The sequence below is a fragment of the Streptomyces sp. 3-6 genome (assembly GCF_056323165.1).
In genome coordinates, this window is sequence record NZ_JBWHZP010000013.1 from 88935 (window position 1) to 106117 (window position 17183).

18 protein-coding genes are annotated in these 17183 nt (G+C 74.5%); 13 read left to right on the forward strand and 5 right to left on the reverse strand.

Annotated features, from left to right (window positions below; all coding sequences use genetic code 11):
• Positions 1-126: 126 nt before the first annotated feature.
• Positions 127-1209, forward strand: coding sequence for an MBL fold metallo-hydrolase (locus AC02VZ_RS18215; protein WP_476475906.1), 1083 nt, complete (start codon positions 127-129; stop codon positions 1207-1209).
• 114 nt (positions 1210-1323) lie between these two features.
• Here AC02VZ_RS18215 and AC02VZ_RS18220 read toward each other — a convergent pair whose 3' ends face one another.
• Positions 1324-1941, reverse strand: coding sequence for a DedA family protein (locus tag AC02VZ_RS18220; protein WP_432056368.1), 618 nt, complete (start codon positions 1939-1941; stop codon positions 1324-1326).
• On the reverse strand, positions 1941-2714 hold the full coding sequence (locus AC02VZ_RS18225) for an MBL fold metallo-hydrolase (protein ID WP_476475858.1): 774 nt from the start codon (positions 2712-2714) through the stop codon (positions 1941-1943). Before AC02VZ_RS18225 ends, AC02VZ_RS18220 begins: the two co-directional genes overlap by 1 nt.
• 82 nt (positions 2715-2796) lie before the next feature.
• On the opposite strand from AC02VZ_RS18225, the gene AC02VZ_RS18230 reads away from it, so the two are divergent.
• The 5 genes from AC02VZ_RS18230 (at position 2797) to dnaK (ending at position 9297) form a co-directional block, all read left to right on the forward strand.
• On the forward strand, positions 2797-3198 hold the full coding sequence (locus AC02VZ_RS18230) for a hypothetical protein (protein WP_476475859.1): 402 nt from the start codon (positions 2797-2799) through the stop codon (positions 3196-3198).
• Positions 3199-3566: 368 nt separating this feature from the next.
• Positions 3567-5807 carry a phage holin family protein gene (locus tag AC02VZ_RS18235; protein WP_476475860.1) on the forward strand — a complete coding sequence of 747 codons (2241 nt, stop codon included), beginning with the start codon at positions 3567-3569 and terminating at the stop codon, positions 5805-5807.
• A 221-nt stretch (positions 5808-6028) separates the two neighbouring features.
• Positions 6029-6457: an OsmC family protein gene (locus AC02VZ_RS18240; protein WP_476475861.1), complete on the forward strand. Its 429-nt coding sequence runs from the start codon at positions 6029-6031 to the stop codon at positions 6455-6457.
• Between the two features lie 82 nt (positions 6458-6539).
• Positions 6540-7280: a glycerophosphodiester phosphodiesterase family protein gene (locus AC02VZ_RS18245; protein WP_476475862.1), complete on the forward strand. Its 741-nt coding sequence runs from the start codon at positions 6540-6542 to the stop codon at positions 7278-7280.
• 91 nt (positions 7281-7371) lie between these two features.
• A complete protein-coding gene (dnaK, locus tag AC02VZ_RS18250; RefSeq protein WP_476475863.1) occupies positions 7372-9297 on the forward strand; it encodes a molecular chaperone DnaK in 1926 nt (641 codons plus the stop codon).
• Positions 9298-9601: 304 nt separating this feature from the next.
• Here dnaK and AC02VZ_RS18255 read toward each other — a convergent pair whose 3' ends face one another.
• The gene (locus AC02VZ_RS18255) at positions 9602-10465 is read right to left on the reverse strand and encodes a helix-turn-helix domain-containing protein (protein ID WP_476475864.1); all 864 of its coding nucleotides are present in this window, start codon (positions 10463-10465) and stop codon (positions 9602-9604) included.
• A 248-nt stretch (positions 10466-10713) separates the two neighbouring features.
• Here AC02VZ_RS18255 and AC02VZ_RS18260 point away from each other — a divergent pair, with 248 nt between their 5' ends.
• Positions 10714-11139 (forward strand): hypothetical protein, encoded by a 426-nt coding sequence (locus AC02VZ_RS18260; protein ID WP_476475865.1) that lies wholly within the window; start codon positions 10714-10716, stop codon positions 11137-11139.
• On the opposite strand, the gene AC02VZ_RS18265 is transcribed toward AC02VZ_RS18260, so the two are convergent.
• The gene (locus AC02VZ_RS18265; protein WP_476475866.1) at positions 11121-11951 is read right to left on the reverse strand and encodes a helix-turn-helix domain-containing protein; all 831 of its coding nucleotides are present in this window, start codon (positions 11949-11951) and stop codon (positions 11121-11123) included. The two genes, AC02VZ_RS18260 and AC02VZ_RS18265, sit on opposite strands and share 19 nt — an antisense overlap.
• A 138-nt stretch (positions 11952-12089) precedes the next feature.
• On the opposite strand from AC02VZ_RS18265, the gene AC02VZ_RS18270 reads away from it, so the two are divergent.
• The 5 genes from AC02VZ_RS18270 to AC02VZ_RS18290 all read left to right on the forward strand — a co-directional run bounded on the left by AC02VZ_RS18270 (position 12090) and on the right by AC02VZ_RS18290 (position 15891).
• Positions 12090-12395: a 4a-hydroxytetrahydrobiopterin dehydratase gene (locus AC02VZ_RS18270; protein ID WP_432058488.1), complete on the forward strand. Its 306-nt coding sequence runs from the start codon at positions 12090-12092 to the stop codon at positions 12393-12395.
• Between the two features lie 5 nt (positions 12396-12400).
• Positions 12401-13144, forward strand: coding sequence for a class I SAM-dependent methyltransferase (locus AC02VZ_RS18275; protein WP_476475867.1), 744 nt, complete (start codon positions 12401-12403; stop codon positions 13142-13144).
• A gap of 210 nt (positions 13145-13354) precedes the next feature.
• Positions 13355-13897, forward strand: coding sequence for a SigE family RNA polymerase sigma factor (locus AC02VZ_RS18280; RefSeq protein WP_432058491.1), 543 nt, complete (start codon positions 13355-13357; stop codon positions 13895-13897).
• Positions 13898-13926: 29 nt separating this feature from the next.
• Complete coding sequence (locus AC02VZ_RS18285; protein ID WP_476475868.1) at positions 13927-14739, forward strand: hypothetical protein; 813 nt, start codon at positions 13927-13929, stop codon at positions 14737-14739.
• 186 nt (positions 14740-14925) lie between these two features.
• The gene (locus tag AC02VZ_RS18290) at positions 14926-15891 is read left to right on the forward strand and encodes a class I SAM-dependent methyltransferase (protein WP_476475869.1); all 966 of its coding nucleotides are present in this window, start codon (positions 14926-14928) and stop codon (positions 15889-15891) included.
• A 242-nt stretch (positions 15892-16133) separates the two neighbouring features.
• Here the strand turns inward: AC02VZ_RS18290 and AC02VZ_RS18295 are convergent, their stop codons facing one another.
• Complete coding sequence (locus AC02VZ_RS18295; RefSeq protein ID WP_432058494.1) at positions 16134-16517, reverse strand: winged helix-turn-helix transcriptional regulator; 384 nt, start codon at positions 16515-16517, stop codon at positions 16134-16136.
• Positions 16518-16625: 108 nt separating this feature from the next.
• On the opposite strand from AC02VZ_RS18295, the gene AC02VZ_RS18300 reads away from it, so the two are divergent.
• Entirely contained in the window at positions 16626-17027 is a 402-nt protein-coding gene (locus AC02VZ_RS18300; RefSeq protein WP_476475870.1) for a RidA family protein, read from the forward strand.
• Positions 17028-17183 lie beyond the last annotated feature (156 nt).

Here is a 17183-nt window from a genome sequence, read left to right on the forward strand (position 1 = left end):
GGGGCGACGGCCCACCGGGCGCGTACCGCTCCGCCGACCTCCGGCCGGGAGGAGGGCACCAGCCGCACGGAGTCGGCGACGGAGAGAGGGGAAGAGACGGGAGCCCGCCATCGGGCCGTTGTGGCCGTGGACGGTGGCGGCGCCCCCGACGCCACGGCACCGCCCCGGCACGCGCCCGCCGACCCCTGCCCGCCGCCCGCCGAGCCGCGCCCCCTCGCCGAGCGGCGGATGTGGCCGCGCACCTTCCACGACCGGCTCACCGCGCCCCTGCCCGGCCTCAAGGCGTTCGCCCGCTTCGCCCGCGAGGGCGCCGTGCGTCCGGGCCGCGACGGACTCGCCGACGTCCCCCGGCTGCCCTACGAGCCCGGCCCGCTGCCCCGGGTCGACGCCCGCACGGTCGCCGTCACCTGGGCGGGACACGCCAGCTGGGTGGTGCGCATCGGCGGGCTCACGGTCCTCACCGACCCGGTCTGGTCCCGCCGGATCCTCGGCACCCCGGCCCGCGTCACTCCGGTCGGCGTCCCCTGGGAATCCCTGCCCCGCGTCGACGCCGTGGTGATCAGCCACAACCACTACGACCACCTGGACGCCCCCACCCTGCGGCGGCTGCCGCGCGACACCCCGGTGTTCGTCCCCGCCGGACTCGGCCGCTGGTTCCACCGCCGCCGCTTCACCCGCGTCACCGAACTGGACTGGTGGGAGGGCGCCGAACTGCGGCCCCGTGACGTCGGGGGCACCGGCGCGGACGGTGCCGCACGGCCCGGGGGCCCGGTCCGCTTTGACTTCGTCCCGGCGCACCACTGGTCCAAACGGACCCTCACCGACACCTGCCGCTCGCTGTGGGGCGGCTGGGTGCTCACCGCCCCCGACGGGCAGCGCGTCTACTTCGCCGGGGACACCGGCTACGGCCACTGGTTCTCCCGCATCGGCCGCCGCCACCCGGGCATCGACCTGGCCCTGCTGCCGATCGGCGCCTACGAGCCCCGCTGGTGGCTGCGCGACGTCCACTGCGACCCGGAGGAGGCGGTGCGGGCCGCCCAGGACCTGGGGGCGCGCCGCATGGCGCCGATGCACTGGGGCACCTTCGTGCTGTCCGCCGAGCCGGTCCTGGAACCCCTCACCCGGGTCAGGGCCGCCTGGGCCCGCGCCGGACTGCCCCGCGCCGACCTGTGGGACCTCCCGGTGGGAGCCTCCCGCGTCCTCACCTGAACCCGCCGCCCCGAGGGACCCCGGCCCGCGCACCGTCGTCGCCACCGTCGCCCCGCCCGGACGAACCTCCGGGCGGGTCCTCGGCCACCCCGGCCGGCCCGCGCGTGGGCGGGCTCACCCGGCCGTGTCCCCCCGCAGCCGCCGCCACAGCGTCGGGGTCACGCTGATCAGCAGCGTCAGCACCACCGCCGCCAGCACGCCCTCCCACGGTTCGGCGAACAGCGAACCCCCGAGGACACCGATCAGCTGGTACGTCACCGCCCACGCCAGGCAGGCCGGGAGGTTGCCGCGGGCGAAGCGGCGCACCGGCCACCGGGCCAGCAGGCACGCCAGCATCACCGGGAGCCTCCCGGCCGGCACCAGCCGGGACAGCACCAGGACGGCCACCCCGTGCTCGCCCAGCTTCCCCTGGGCCTGCTCCAGGCGGTCCTCCGGCGCCCGGGCCCGGATCGCCTCCAGCCAGCGCGAGCCGCCCCGCGACCTCATCCCCCGGCGGCCCAGCCCGTACAGGGCCATGTCGCCCAGGAACGCCGCCAGCGCCGCCGTCACGAACACCAGGGCCATCGAGAACGGCGCCGTCTGGTGGAAGGCCACCACCGCCGCCGAACTCACCAGCGCGCCCGTCGGCACCACCGGGACCAGCGCGCCGATCAGCACCAGCAGGAACAGCGACGGGTAGCCGATGGCCTGCTGGGTGGTCTCCGGTGCCACGGCCGGGACGACGGCCACGATCACCGGGCGTCCTCCAGCCGCATGCTCTCCCCGTGCCCGAGCCGGTGCACCGCCACCCGCGGCGCCCGGTCCGCCGCCAGCCGTACGAACTCGTCACCCGGGGCGTGGAACTCGTGCGGGCGCACCGCGTCCATCCCGATCGGCCAGTACGTCCCGTAGTGCACCGGGACCGCGGCCGCCGCCTCCAGCAGGGTCAGCGCCTCGGCCGCCCGCCCGGCGTCCAGGTGCCCCTCCCCGAGGTACGGCCCCCAGCCGCCGACCGGCAGCAGCGCCACGTCCACCGGCCCGACCTCCTCGGCCATGGTCTCGAACAGACCGGTGTCCCCGGCGAAGTAGGTGCGCGCCTCACCCTCCACGACGTAACCGAGCGCGGGGCACCGGCGCCGCCCGACCGGCAGCCGCCGTCCGTCGTGGCGCGCGGGCACGGCCCGCACCGCCAGGTCCCCGACCTCCAGCACGTCCCCGGGCCCCACCTCCCGCACCCGGAGGTGCGTGAGCCGGCGCAGCCCCGGCACCGCGCGGAGCGCGCCGTGGGGCACCAGCAGGAGCGTGCCCTCCTCCAGCAGCGCCAGCGACGGCACGTGCAGGTGGTCGGCGTGCAGATGGGACACCAGGGCCACGTCGGCCCGCCGGGCACCGGGCGGCGGCAGCGCGCCGCGGCGGCGCCGCAGATGAGCCAGGCGCCGGGCGAACAGCGGGTCGGTCAGCACGCGCGTGTCCGAATCCTCGACCGTGCACGTCGCGTGACCCCACCAGGTGACCTCCACCGCCACTTCCCGCCTCCCTCGCGCGACTCCCCGAAGCGTACGTGCAGGAGTAGGGTCGGCGACGAAGCCGGTGGTGAGGGGGGTGGGCATGGGAGCGGTCCGGGTGACGGCGATCGCGAGTCTGACGCCGCTGGAGGAGCTGGACGACGACCCCTTCCTGGTGGACTCCCGCAGCCAGCACGCCATGTGCGCGCACTGGGCCGCCGAGCGCGGCTACGTGGTCGCCCGGGAGATGCTGGTGCGCGGGCTGCGCCCCGATCACGGCGCGCTCTGGGAGGGCGTGCGCCCCGGCACCGACCTGTTCGTCGCGCCCAGTCGCCGGGTGCTCGCGAGCGCCCTGTCGTCCGTGGAGGAGTTCACCGCCGAGTGCGCGCGGCGCGGCGTGCGCGTGGAGACCGTCGGCCGGCCCGAGCCCTCCTACGACGCGGAGATGAAGGCCCGCGTCCACCGCAGGCTGTCCATGCCGACCGCGGGCTACGACGGCTGCTGACCGCGAGCCGACCTCTCTGTCCGCGGCCCACTCGACCTTCCTGTGCGGGCCCGCTCGGCCTCCCTGTCCGCGCTCCCTCGGCCTCTGTCCGCGCCCGCTCGGCCTTTCTGTCCGCGTCCTCCGCCCCCTCTTCGCGGCCGCTCGGCCTGCTGCCGGTCCGCGCCCTCAGTGACTCCGCGCCTCTTCACCACTCGTCGGAGTCCTCCCCGTGCCCCTGTGCACCTCCCGCGCCTCTTCGCACTCCTTCACGCCCCTCCGCGCCCCTCCCACCGGGGACATAACGGCCCTTCCGGCCGTTGTGGCAGGGTGGGTACCGGTTTTCGAGGCCGGTCGGTGACGACGGGCGGGGACGCGAGGTGTGGCGGGGCGTGGGCGACGTGCGGTGGCGACGGGTCGCCAGTCAGATCGGGCGGAGCGTCGCCGTGTGGGTGGTCTCCACCCTCACCATGCTGCTGCTCGCCGGACTGCTGCCGGACTTCCGGCTGCGCTCCGCGGACGGCGGCAGCGCCACCGACATCGCGGTGACCGCCGCGCTGGGCGCCGGTGCCTTCGGTCTGCTGTCGGCCCTGGTGTGGCCCCGGCTGGTGCGGCTGCTGCTGCTCGTGCCCGCGCTGGTGCTCGGCCTGCTGGTGTTCTTCCTCAACGGCGGGCTGCTGTGGCTGGCGCTGTGGCTCAACCCGGTCGAGCGCGGGTCCGCCGCCCCGGAGACCGCGGTCGTGGTCGCCGCGGTGATGTCCGCCGTCGCCTCCGCCACCGGCGCCGCCCTCGCCGTGCGCGACGACGACGCCTACCGCCGCCGCCTCTACCGGCTGGCCGACCGGCGCCGCCGCTCCACCGGCCCGGCCCCCGCCACCCCCGGCACCGTCTTCCTGCAATTGGACGGCGTCGGTCACGACGTGCTGGTGGACGCCGTCCGGCGGGGCCTGATGCCGACCGTCGCCCGCTGGCTCGGCACCGTCCCCGACCAGACCGACGGCACGGCACCCGCCGCGACCGACGGCACGGCACCCGACACGGCCGACCGCGCGGCACCCGACACGGCACCCGACACGGCCGACGGCCCGGCTCCTGGCACGTCCGGTGGCCTTGCGACCGGTACGGCAGGCGGGGCGGCTCCGGTTCCCGCACCCGGCGCCCGCCCCACCCACCGGCTCATACCGTGGCGGACCGACTGGTCCAGCCAGACCGGCGCCACCCAGCTCGCCGTCCTGCACGGCAGCAACCACGACGTCCCCGCCTTCCGCTGGTACGAGAAGGAACGCCGGGAGGTCATGGTCTGCAACCGCCCCACCAGCGCCGCCGAACTCGAACGCCGCGCCGCCGCCCACGCCGGGCACCCCGGCCTGCTCGCCGACGACGGCGCCAGCCGCGGCAACCTGTTCGGCGGCGGCGCCGACCAGCAGGCCCTGGTGCTGTCCATCGCCACTCGCCGCCGGGCCCCGGGCACCCGCTCCCGGGCGGGCTACTTCGCGTACTTCTCCGACCCGGCCAACGCCGTGCGCACCGCCCTGTCCTTCGTCGCCGAGGTCGGGCGCGAGATCGTCCAGTCCACCCGGGCCCGCTGGTCCGGGCAGCGCCCGCGCGTCTCCCGCGGCGGCCTCTACCCGTTCGTGCGGGCCTTCGCGACCGTCGTCCAGCGGGACGTGGTGGTCGCCGCGGTGACCGGGGACCTGCTCGCCGGCCGCACGTCCGTCTACGCCGACCTGGTGGCCTACGACGAGGTCGCCCACCACTCCGGCCCGAGAGGCCGGGACACCGCCAAGGTGCTGGAGCGCCTGGACCGCGCCCTGGCCCTGATCGAGAACGTGGCGGAGCACGCCCCCCGCCCCTACCGCATCGTCGTCCTGTCCGACCACGGGCAGAGCCCGGGCGAGACCTTCCGCTCCCGCTACGGCCTCACCCTCGGCGACCTGGTGCGGGCGGGCTGCGGCCTGCCGGTGCCGCGCCGGGCCGGCCGTACCCACAGCGGCGCCGAGGCCCGCGCGGCCGTCCGCGCCGCGCTGCGCCGGCCCGTCGAGGAGGGCGTCGAGCAGTACCGGCCCACCCGCCGCGACGAGCCGATCGTGCTGGCCTCCGGCAACCTCGGCCTGGTGTCCTTCCCGGACGTGCCGCACCGGATGAGCAAGGAGGAGATCGACGCCCGCTACCCCGCCCTGCTGCCGACCCTCGCCAACCACCCCGGCATCGGCTTCCTCCTGGTGCGCAGCGAACGCCACGGGGGGGTCGTCCTCGGCCCGCACGGCGCCGAGGTCCCCCTCGACCGGCTCGACGACGACCCGGGCCCGCTGGCCGCCTTCGGTCCCGGCGCCGCCGACGTCGTGCGCCGTACCCACTCCTTCCCGCACACCGCCGACATCATGGTCAACTCCTTCCACGACCCCGCCACCGGCGAGGTCCACGCCTTCGAGGAGCAGATCGGCTCGCACGGCGGCCTCGGCGGCGCCCAGTCCCGGCCCTTCCTGCTGTCACCGCTGACGCTGACCCCGCCGGTGCCCGAGGGCGCCGAACTGCGCGGCGCGGAGGAGGTCCACCGGGTGCTGCGCCGCTGGCTGGCGGAGGCCGACGGCACCGCGTCACCGGCGGCCCCGGGCCGGGAGCACGCGGCCTGAGCCACACCGTCCCGCCCGGTCCGGCCCCGGACGGGGACGGACCGACGGGGCCGGCGGCCGGTCCCGCCCGGGACGCACCGGCCGCCGGAAGCCATCAGGGGGCCCGTCCTCCGGGTGAGTTGGCCGGTGATGTGATCGGATGGGGGAGGGCACCCGGGGACCGGGGGCCCCGGACAGAGCACCACCGGACACACCGCAGGACATTCCGAAAGGATGGCGTCATGGCAGCCACGCGCTCCGCACACACCGTTTGGGAAGGCAACCTCTTCCAGGGCAACGGTGTCGTCAGCTTCGACTCCTCCGGCAGCATCGCCGACCAGCCCGTCACCTGGGCTTCGCGCGCCGAGGAGGCGAACGGGAAGACCAGCCCCGAGGAGCTCATCGCGGCCGCGCACGCCAGCTGCTTCTCGATGGCCTTCTCCAACATCCTCGACAAGGCCGGCAACCCGCCCACCCGCCTGACGACCGCCGCCGACGTCACCTTCGTGCCCGGCGAGGGCATCACCGCCATCCACCTCACCGTGGAGGGCACCGTCCCCGGCCTGGACGAGGCGGCCTTCCAGGCCTCCGCCGAGGACGCCAAGGTGAACTGCCCGGTCAGCCAGGCGCTGAAGGGCACCGAGATCAGCCTGACGGCGAAGCTGGCCTGACCGGACCGCTGCCGCACCGCACGCAGGCCGCCCCGCCCGGGGCGGCCTGCGGCACGTCCCCCTCCGGGAGCCGACCACCGCCATGCCGCCACGCCCCGCCGTCTCCGCCCACCGCGGCGGCAGCGAACGGGCCGCCCCCGCCACCTGGGCGGCCTACGAGGACGCCCTGCGCTCCGGCGCCGAGTACGTCGAGATCGACGTCCGACGCACCGCCGACGGAGTCTTCGTCGTCCACCACGACGCCCGCGCGGGCGGCACCGGCCCCCCGGTGGCCGCCCTGACCCGTGCCCGGCTCGACGCCCTCACCGGCCGTCCGGTGCCCGTCGTCGACGACGTCCTGGCCCTGATCGCCGGCCGGCTCGTGGCCCACCTCGACCTCAAGGAGACCGGCCACGAGCGCGAACTCATGGACCGGGCGGTCACCCTGCTCGGCGCGGACGGCTGCGTCGCCACCTCGCTGGAGGACCGGTCCGTCGCCATCGTCGCCGGCGCCTTCCCCGGGGTGCGCACCCTGCTGTCCCTCGGCCGGGACGGCCGTGAGGTGGGCCGGCGCCGCCTGGTGGCGACCCGGCTGAGCGAGCTGCTGCCCCTGCGCCGGGTCCGTGCCTGCGGGGCCCACGGCGTCGCCGTGCACCAGCGTCTGGCCCGCGCGACGGTACTGCGCGAGGCCGCCCGCAACGGCCTGTTCACCATGGTGTGGACGGTCAACGACGACGCGCCCCTGTGCGCCTTCCTCGCCGATCCGCGGGTCGACGTCCTGGTCACCGACCGCCCCCGCGGGGCCGTGGAACTGCGCGACGCGGTCCCCGCGCGCCGCCCCTGAACCGGACGCCCCATTGACAAGGACCCCCTCAGGTTTTGGGCTGGAGGGGGAGGAACCCGGACGGCAGGCGCTCCGACGGAAGGAAACGGCGATGGGACGTGCGGTCGGGATCGATCTGGGGACCACGAACTCGGTGGTGGCCGTCCTGGAGGGCGGTGAGCCCACCGTCGTCGCCAACGCGGAGGGCGCGCGCACCACCCCGTCCGTCGTGGCGTTCGCCAAGAACGGCGAGGTACTGGTCGGTGAGGTCGCCAAACGGCAGGCCGTCACCAACGTGGAGCGCACCGCCCGCTCGGTCAAGCGGCACATGGGGGACCCGGAATGGCGGTTCCCGCGGGAGGGCTCGGTCGACGGGTCCCGCTACCGGGCCCAGGAGCTGTCCGCCCGCGTGCTGCAGAAGCTCAAACGGGACGCCGAGTCCTACCTCGGCGAGGACGTCACCGACGCCGTGATCACCGTGCCGGCGTACTTCGACGACACGCAGCGCCAGGCCACCAAGGAGGCCGGGGAGGTCGCCGGGCTGAAGGTCCTCAGGATCATCAACGAGCCCACCGCGGCGGCCCTCGCCTACGGCCTCGACAAGGAGAACGAGACCGTCCTCGTCTTCGACCTCGGCGGCGGAACCTTCGACGTGTCGCTGCTGGAGATGGGCGACGGCGTCATCGAGGTCAAGGCCACCAACGGCGACACCTCGCTCGGCGGCGACGACTGGGACCAGCGCCTCGTCGAACACCTCGCCAAGCGGTTCAAGGGCCAGTACGGCATCGACCTCCTGCAGGACAAGATGGCCGTGCAGCGGCTGCGGGAGGCCGCCGAGAAGGCCAAGATCGAACTGTCCTCGTCCACCGAGACGACCATCAACCTGCCCTACGTCACGGCCTCCGCCGAGGGCCCCCTGCACCTGGACGAGAAGCTCACCCGCGCCCAGTTCCAGGAACTCACCGAGGACCTGCTGGAACGCTGCAAGACCCCCTTCCACCAGGCCGTCAAGGACGCCGGCGTGAAGCTGGGCGCCATCGACCACGTCATCCTGGTCGGCGGCTCCACCCGGATGCCCGCCGTCACCGACCTGGTCCGCGAACTCACCGGCAAGGACCCGCACAAGGGCGTCAACCCCGACGAGGTGGTCGCGGTCGGCGCCGCCCTCCAGGCGGGCGTGCTGCGCGGCGACGTCAAGGACGTGCTGCTCCTGGACGTCACCCCGCTGTCCCTGGGCATCGAGACCAAGGGCGGCATCATGACCAAGCTGATCGAGCGCAACACCACGATCCCCACCCGGCGTTCGGAGATCTTCACCACGGCCGCCGACAACCAGCCCTCCGTCGGCATCCAGGTCTACCAGGGCGAACGCGAGATCGCCGCCTACAACAAGAAGCTCGGCGTCTTCGACCTCACCGGTCTGCCGCCCGCCCCGCGCGGTGTCCCGCAGATCGAGGTGGCGTTCGACATCGACGCCAACGGCATCATGCACGTCTCCGCCAAGGACCTCGCCACCGGCCGCGAGCAGAAGATGACCGTCACCGGCGGATCCGCCCTGCCCAAGGACGACATCGACCGCATGATGCGCGAGGCCGAGCAGCACGCCGAGGAGGACCGGGCCCGACGCGAGGCCGCCGAGACCCGCAACCAGGCCGAGCAACTCGTCTACCAGACCGAGCGGTTCCTGACCGACAACGCCGACCGGGTGCCCGCCGACACCAGGACCGAGGTGGAGAGCGCGATCGCCGACCTCAAGCGGCAGCTGGAGGAGAACGCCGACACCGCCGCCCTGCGCACCGGCGTGGAGAGGCTCGCCGCCGTCAGCCAGCGCATGGGCCAGGCGATGTACGCCGGCGCCGAGCAGTCCGGCGGCCCGGCGGGCGCGGGCACCGCGCAGGAAGGCGCCTCGGACACCGGCGCGGACGACGGTCCGTCGTCGTCCCGGGACGACGACGGGGTGGTGGACGCGGAGATCGTCGACGACGACACCGACGGCACCGGCGGGGCCTCCGGCGACCGCCGGGGCGGCGCCTCCTGACCGGGCGCCCCACCCGCCGCGGACCGGTGGCGGAGGGGGAGGGACCGGGCACCGGTCACCGGGCGCGGCGGGCCGGCGTGCGCGTGGCCGCCGCGCCCGGTGCGCAGCGGAGCTCGCCGGCCCTGACGTGATGGATCACTGGCGGTCGCGGGACCGGGACGCGGTGATTCAGTGCTGCAGTGGCGCAGTGGCGCAGTGGCGCAGTGGCGCAGTGGCGCAGTGGCGCAGTGGCGCAGTGGCGCAGTGGCGCAGTGGCGCAGTGCCGCGGTGACTCAGTGCCGCAGGGACTCGGTGCCGCGGTGGCTCAGTGGCGCTTGCGCCACACCCGCAGCAGTTCCCGGGTGCGTTCCGTCGTCGCGGCGCGGGCCGTCATGTGGTCCAGCACCTCCAGGTGCACCGCGACCTCGGTCCGCGAGTCCAGGTACAGCGCGCCCGTCAGGTACTCGGTGAACACCATGTCCGGCAACTCCGGCTCCGCGAACCGGAACAGGGAGAACGGCGCGTACGTGCCCGGGTGCGGCCCCCCGGCGAACTCCATGACCTGGAGGGTGATCCGGTCGCGCTCGGACAGCTCCAACAGCCGGTCCAGCTGCTCGCGCATCACCCGGCCGTCGACGCTCACCGGCCGCCGCAGCACCGTCTCGTCCATGGTCACCCACAGGTGGGGCGGATCCGGCCGGTCCAGCAGCCGCTGGCGTTCCATGCGCAGCGCGACGTGCCGCTCCACCGTCTCCGGCCCCTCCGTGCCGATGGTCCCCGCCTCCAGCACGGCGCGCGCGTAGTCCTCCGTCTGCAGCAGCCCCGGCACGAAGTGCGGCTCGTAGGACCGGATGACCCGGGCGGCGCCCTCCAGGCTCACGTACAGGCTGAACCAGTCCGGCAGCACGTCGTGGTAGCGCTGCCACCAGCCGGGCCGGTTCGCTTCCTCCACCAGTTCGACGAAGGTGACCGCCTCCTGCTCGGGCACCCCGTAGGCGTCCAGCAGGATCTGGACGTAGGGCACCTTCAGTGCCACGTCCGCCGTCTCCATCCGCCGCACGGTCGCCGGTGCCACCCGCAGCACCCGGGCCGCCTCGTCGCGTCCCAGACCGGCCGCTTCCCGCAGTTCCTGGAGTCGCCTGCCCAGCACCACCTGGCCCACGGTGGGGGCGGCTCGCCGCTCACTCACGCCACGCCTCTCCCACGTGCCCACGCATGCGGTCAGTCTGTCACGTCCCGGCCGCACTCTCACGGCACCGGCCGCCGGACGGGTTCGGCCGGTGCCGCGGCCCCGTCCCGACCTGGCCCTTTACCTCGCGGGTAATCGACCGGGGTGCCGCCCGGGCGCCATCGTGGACGCACCGGGTCCCGGGCCGGCGCACTCCGGCCCGGGACCCGGCCCACCGCCCACCGCCACATGACGGAGAGTGATGCCCCATGTCCGCGCCCCAGATCGCCGCGCTCGCCCGCACCTCCGTGCCGCAGTCCGTGCTGCGCCGCTTCCTGGCCCTGGACGCGGTCGTCACGGGAGTCAACGCGCTCGCCTACCTGGCCCTGTCCGGCCCGGTCGGTCGCCTCCTCGGTGTCGACGCCCGACTGCTGCTCGTACTGGGCGTGTTCCTCGCCGTGTACGCCGCCGCGGTCGCCCTGCTCGCCTCCCGGGACCACCCGTCCGCCCCCGGGGTGCGCGCGGTCGTGGAGGCCAACCTCGCCTGGTCCGCGGTGAGTCTGGCCGCCCTCTTCCTGTGGCTCACCCCCACCACCACCGGCGCGGTCTGGATCGTCCTGCAGGCGTTGGTGGTGGCCGGGTTCGCGGTGCTCCAGCACCTGGCGCTGAGGGGCCGTCAGGCGACACGCGACTGAAGGTACTTCGCCGTCGCCGGGTCGGCCGGGAGCAGCGTCTCCACGGCCAGCTCGGCGACGGTCACGTCCATCGGCGTGTTGAAGGTGGAGATCGACGACACGAACGACAACGTCCGGCCCCGGTGCTCGATCCGCAGCGGCAGCGCGACGTACGCCACCGCCTCCTCGCACGTCCCGCCGGCCTCCGGCACCGGGTACGCCGCCACCTCCTCGTACAGGGCCCGCAGGGGCGCCGAACGGCGCAGCGCGACCTGCCGCTCCATCTGCCCCAGCAGGTGGCCCCGCCACTGGCGCAGGTTGCGGATCCGGGGCGCCAGACCCTCCGGGTGCAGGGTCAGCCGCATAGCGTTCAGCGGCGGTTCCAGCAGTGTCGCGGGCACCCCTTCGATCAGCTCCAGCACCCCGCGGTTGGCCGCCACGACGTCGTACAGGGCGTTCACCACCAGCGCCGGATACGGCTCGAAGCCCCCGATCAGCCGCTCGATGCCCTCGCGGAGCGCGCCCAGCGCCGGGTCGTCCAACGGGGTCTCCGGGAAGCGGGGCGCGTAACCGGCCGCCAGCAGCAGCGCGTTGCGCTCCCGTACGGGGACCTCCAGGTGCCCGGCCAGCCGCAGCAACATCTCCTCGCTTGGCCGGGCGCGGCCGGTCTCGACGAAGCTGATGTGCCGTGCGGACGAACCGGCCCGCAGGGCCAGTTCCAGCTGACTGACGCGCCGCTGTTCCCGCCAGGCCCGCAGCAGCGGACCGACCCCCTCGGCACGGGAAGGAGGAGGGGAGGGGAAGGCGGCGGACGCGGGCGGGACGGTGGCCATCCGGCGACGGTAACCGACGGCACGGACCCCGGGGACCCGTACGCGTACCCACGGGACCCCCGTCGCCCCCTGTGGCAGGCTGAGGGCGCGCCCCCAGCGGGCGTGAGCGGCCGATCCGACCAGCGAAGGAGCACGTCCATGCCCGTCGAACCGCTGTCGCCCGAGGAGATCGAGAACCGGCTCGCCGAGCTGCCGGGCTGGACCCACGACGGGGACCGCCTCACCCGTTCCTACCGGCTCGCCTCGCACACCGCCGCCACGGCGATGGTCGTGCACATCGCCCAGGTGCAGGAGGAGCTCGACCACCACTCCGACCTCACCCTGGGCTACAACACCGTCGCCCTGTCCGTGCACACCCACAGCGCGGGCGGCGCCGTCACGGAGAAGGACCTCGAACTGGCCCGCCGAGTACAGGACCTCGCGCCCGCCCACGGGGCACACTGAGGTGCGTGCTCGACTACGACGAGGAAGCCGGACGGTACGACGCCTCGCGCGGCGGTGAGCCCAGGGCCCGCGCCGCGGCCGAGGCCGTGCTCGCCCTGCTCCCGGACGGCACCCGTGACCTGCTCGACGTGGCCTGCGGCACCGGCATCGTCACCCGGCGCTTCGCCGCCGCCCGCCCCGGGCTGCGTGTCACGGGCGTCGACCTCGCCCCCGCCATGACCCGCCGGGCCGCCGCCCGCCTCCCCGGCGCCGTGGTGCGCGGCGACAGCCGGCGGCTGCCGGTGCGCGACGCCTCGGTCGACGCGGTGGTCAGCGTGTGGCTGCTGCACCTGCTGGCCGGGCCGGGCGAGGTGCGCCGGGTGATCGGTGAGTGCGCGCGCGTGCTGCGGCCCGGCGGTGTCTGGGTCACCACCGTGGGCAAGGCGGCCTCCCACAACGTCGGCAGTGACATCGACGCCGTCCTCGCCGCCCGGCCGCCCAGCCCGGTGCACGACGGTCCCGAGGACGTGACGGCGCACGCCGCCGGACTGGGGCTCCGGCCGGCCGGACAGGGCCGATTCACCGGTCACGGCCAGGGCCGCAGCCCCCGCCGCACCATCGCCGACCTGCGCCGCGGCTGGTTCGTCACCCTGCCGCCCGGCGACCCCCACGCCGACGGCTTCGCCGACCGGCTGTCCCGCCTGCCGGACCAGGACCGGACCCGCCCGGACCCGGTGTTCCACCTGCGCGCCTTCCGCAAGGAGGTCTGAGCAGGCGCCGTACCCGGTGGGGCGCCGAGACGGATCACGGCCCTGGGCCGGTGTTCTGCGTCCCGTCCTCCCGAGGCGGCCGCGAGGCGACCAGTGGCTCCCGGCGAGCACGGTGACGCTCGGTCGGAGGTGCCGGGGCGAAGATTGCTCGGTGAGGCAACGGTCCCGGCCTCGCGCGGACTCTCTTGAGCATCCAGGAGGGAGGTGCTCATGGGAGTGCGAAAGCAGGCCGGGGACGAAGAGTTCCACGATTTCGTCGTCGGCCGCTGGCCACGCCTGATGCGCACGGCATTTCTGCTCACGGGTGAGCAGCACGCCGCGGAGGATCTGGTCCAGTCGACGTTGGAACAGGTCTATGTGGCCTGGCACCGGGTCGCCTCGGCCGACGCCCCCGAGGCGTATGTGCGACGCGTGATGATCAACACGCATGCCCGCAGACACCGGAGGAAGCTGCGGGAGTTCCTGGCGCCCAGGAGCGGGGACGCGGGCCCGGCACCCGAGGTGGCCGACACCGGTGACCGGATCGCGCAGGCCGACGACCGTCACGCGCTGTTGAAGGCGCTGGCCGAACTGCCGGCACGACAGCGGGAAGCAGTGGTCCTGCGCTACTGGGAGGACCTCACCGAGACCCAGACGGCCGAGGCGATGGGCTGTTCGGTCGGCACGGTGAAGAGCAACGCGGCCAAGGGGATCGCGAAGCTGCGCGCCGCATGGGGACGGGTGGAGACAGTGACGCAGGGAGGACGGAAGTGAAGAGCGCGGACTGGGAGACGGACCCCGACATGACACAGCACGACATCGCCTTCCTGCTGGCCGACGCGACCGACGAGGTGACGATCGGCACGGCCCCCGCCCAGGCACTGATCCGCGGTGGCCGCCGCCGCAGGGCCCGTCGCCGGGCGGTCATGGCGACCACCGCCCTGGTCCTGGCCGGCTCCACAGGGGCTCTGGCGCTGAACGGGCTGTCCGGTGACAGGGGCCGGGAGGTCGTGTCGGAGGTCTCGCCGGCGAGCCGGCCGGCCACCACCCCCGAGGCACCCGAGCCGCCCATGCGGACGACCCTGGCGAGCGGCACCGACGCGGGAGTGCCGTGGAGGGTGTACATCGACGTGTGGGAGGCTCCGGCGGACACGGCGGAGGCCCGGGCCGCCCTGGCGGCCATGGCGAAGTTCGGCGAGCAGCCGCAGGACGTCTCCTCGGCCTCCGACCTGGTGGGCAAGGTCGCGCACTTCGTGTACCGGGTCACCGGTGAGGAGGCGAGTACCACTCAGCTCCTGAACTGGGTGGTGTCCGAGGGCGACGCCCTGACCGGCGGCGAGTACGGGACCGCCTCGCAGCTCCTGCTCCCGGGGGACGACACGGCCGCCGCGCGCCTGGTCTACGCCCACGTCGCCAAGAACGCCCGGGAGGTCACCTGCACGTGGAAGGACGGCACCTCCACCACGGTCGGCCGTACGTCAGCGGACACCGAGGTGAACGCCGAGGTGAACGCCGGGGTCCCCGTCCTTCATCGCATCGAGAACTCCCCCTACGACTGGTTCGCGATCCTGGCGCCGGAGTCCACCGAGCTGGAGGGGATCAAGGTCACGAAGTAGACCAGGCGGGGGACCGACGCCGGGAGGGGGCGACGGCGTGGTCCTCCGCGCCCAGGACCGGGCGACGGCGGCGTCCGCGAGGAGGGCCGCTCCGAGCCGGGCCGGCTTGCGGGAGTGGCAACAGTGTTTGCCGCAATCCGGTGCGTCACCGCACCCTGGGGGCACCCGAGCGGAGAGGCTGACCCCATGGCGCACGATCACCACCCCGACCACCACGTCCCCGGCCACCACATCCCCGGCCCGCACGACCCGGACCGTCACGACGCGCCCGGTCACGGCGGGCACCACCACGCCCACGGTCACGACCACGCCGACATCGACTGGGCCGAGCTGGCCCCGCTCCTCGAATCGCAGGCGGAGCTGTTCACGCCGCTGTACGAGCGGGCGCTCGGCTGGTTGGCGAAGGAGGTCACCGAGCCCGGACTCGTCGTCGACGCCGGCAGCGGACCCGGCGTCATCTCCACCCTGTTCGCCGAGACCTTCCCGGGGGCCCGGATCGTCGCCGTGGACGGTTCCGAGCCCCTGCTGGAACGGGCCAGGGACCGGGCCGCCCGGCACGGGGCCGCCGACCGCTTCAGCACGCTCACCGGTGAACTCCCGGAAGTGCTGGACGAGTTGGACTACCCGGCCGATCTGCTGTGGGCCAGCCGCAGTGTGCACCACCTGGGCGACCAGGCCGGCGCGCTCACCGCCCTCGCGGCCCGGCTCGCGCCCGGCGGCACCCTCGCGGTGATGGAGGGCGGGCTGCCCGCCCGGTTCCTGCCCCGCGACATCGGCTTCGGCCGGCCCGGTCTCCAGGCCCGGATCGACGCGGTCGAGCAGGACTGGTTCACCCGGATGCGCGCCGACCTGCCGGGCTCGGTCGCCGCCACCGAGGACTGGCCCGCGCTGCTGGTGGCCGCCGGGCTCCACCACACCCGCACCCGCACCTTCCTCCTGGACCTGCCCGCTCCCACCACCGACCGTGCCCGCGCCTACGTCGCCGCCACCCTCACCCGGACCCGGGAGACCCTTGCCGAGGACCTGGACGCCGAGGACCGCGCCACCCTCGACCGTCTCCTCGACCCCGACGACCCGGCGAGCGTCCACCGCCGTCCGGACGTCTTCGTCCTGGCGGCCCACACGGTCCACACCGCCGTCCGGCCGGTGTAGGCATGCGGTTCCGCCGCCGCGCGGACCGAGCGGGACCGGGTGCGTGGACGGACGACGAGGGGGACCGGGGGCGGGCCGAGGGCGCGTCGAACACGGTGCCGCGTGCTCCCGGCGGTCGAGCGGTGCGGACGCCGCGCTCCTCGGCTGCCGGGCGCGGTGCGGACGCCGCGCTCCTCGGCCGCCGGGCGCGGTGCGGACGCCGTGCCCCTCGGCCGCCGGGAGCAGTGCCGCGCGGCCTCGCTCTAACCGTCGAAGCGGTGCCGCGCGGCCTCGATGTGGCCGAGGTGCTCGTGGGTCCAGCCGCAGATGGCGTCGACCGTGGTGCGCAGGGCCCGGCCCGCCCCGGTGAGGGTGTACTCGACCTTCGGCGGCACCGTGGGGTGCACCGTGCGCTCGGCCAGGCCGTTGCGCTCCAGCATGCGCAGGTTCTGGGTGAGCATCTTGTGGCTGATGCCCTCGACCTCGTTCCGCAGCTCGCTGAAGCGCAGAGTGCGGTCGCCGAGCGCCTCGATGATCAGGAGCGCCCACTTGTTGGCGACGTCGGAGAAGATCTCCCGCGCCAGGGAGTCCGCGCGCCTGAGGTCCGCGTCCGCCGGCAGGTCCTCGAGCCGTTGCTTGGTCACCATGAGGTTCCTCGGTTACGAAAAAGTGCGTTCTTCCAGGTCAGCCGTCACTCTCCTATGGTTTCCGAGTCACCGCAAGAGAGTGACCTGTCACCAGGAGAGGCGATCCCCATGACCACCAACGATGTCTACAACCACGGCGTGCCGGCCGAGAGCGCGTTCGGCTACTCCCAGGCGGTCAGGTCCGGCGACCTGATCCACGTCTCCGGCCAGCTCTCGCTCAGCGACGCGGGCGAGTTCCTCCACGCCGACGACTTCGCCGCCCAGCTCCGGCTGACCTACGTCAACCTGGACAAGGTGCTGGACCACTTCGGCGCCACCCGCAACCAGGTCGTCTCCCAGACCCTGTACGTGGTGGACCTGCAGCGGAACTCCGAGGAGATCATGCGGGGCAATCCGGCCTACTTCGGTGACCACCGGCCGGCCAGCACCGTCTTCGGGGTCACCGAACTGACCTTCCCCGGCCAGGCCGTCGAGATCGCCTTCGTGGTGGACCTGAAGCTGCCCGCCTGAGCGGCGCACCGGGGGCGGGACGGCGGGCGGCCCCGGCGCGGCCCGACCCGCCGGTCCCTCCCGGCCGGACGGGCCGCGCGCCGCGCGTGGGCCCCTGTCCGTGCCGGGCCCGCGCGTCGCGCCTCCCGGACCGGACGCGCGACGGGCTCCCCGCGG

Coding starts and splice junctions, on each gene's coding strand:
- AC02VZ_RS18290 (WP_476475869.1), top strand. CDS start 14,926: ATGGCGCACGATCACCACCCCGACCACCACGTCCCCGGCCACCACATC.
- AC02VZ_RS18230 (WP_476475859.1), top strand. CDS start 2,797: ATGGGAGCGGTCCGGGTGACGGCGATCGCGAGTCTGACGCCGCTGGAG.
- AC02VZ_RS18240 (WP_476475861.1), top strand. CDS start 6,029: ATGGCAGCCACGCGCTCCGCACACACCGTTTGGGAAGGCAACCTCTTC.
- AC02VZ_RS18245 (WP_476475862.1), top strand. CDS start 6,540: ATGCCGCCACGCCCCGCCGTCTCCGCCCACCGCGGCGGCAGCGAACGG.
- AC02VZ_RS18270 (WP_432058488.1), top strand. CDS start 12,090: ATGCCCGTCGAACCGCTGTCGCCCGAGGAGATCGAGAACCGGCTCGCC.
- AC02VZ_RS18285 (WP_476475868.1), top strand. CDS start 13,927: ATGACACAGCACGACATCGCCTTCCTGCTGGCCGACGCGACCGACGAG.
- dnaK (WP_476475863.1), top strand. CDS start 7,372: ATGGGACGTGCGGTCGGGATCGATCTGGGGACCACGAACTCGGTGGTG.
- AC02VZ_RS18295 (WP_432058494.1), bottom strand. CDS start 16,517: ATGGTGACCAAGCAACGGCTCGAGGACCTGCCGGCGGACGCGGACCTC.
- AC02VZ_RS18260 (WP_476475865.1), top strand. CDS start 10,714: ATGTCCGCGCCCCAGATCGCCGCGCTCGCCCGCACCTCCGTGCCGCAG.
- AC02VZ_RS18300 (WP_476475870.1), top strand. CDS start 16,626: ATGACCACCAACGATGTCTACAACCACGGCGTGCCGGCCGAGAGCGCG.
- AC02VZ_RS18265 (WP_476475866.1), bottom strand. CDS start 11,951: ATGGCCACCGTCCCGCCCGCGTCCGCCGCCTTCCCCTCCCCTCCTCCT.
- AC02VZ_RS18280 (WP_432058491.1), top strand. CDS start 13,355: ATGGGAGTGCGAAAGCAGGCCGGGGACGAAGAGTTCCACGATTTCGTC.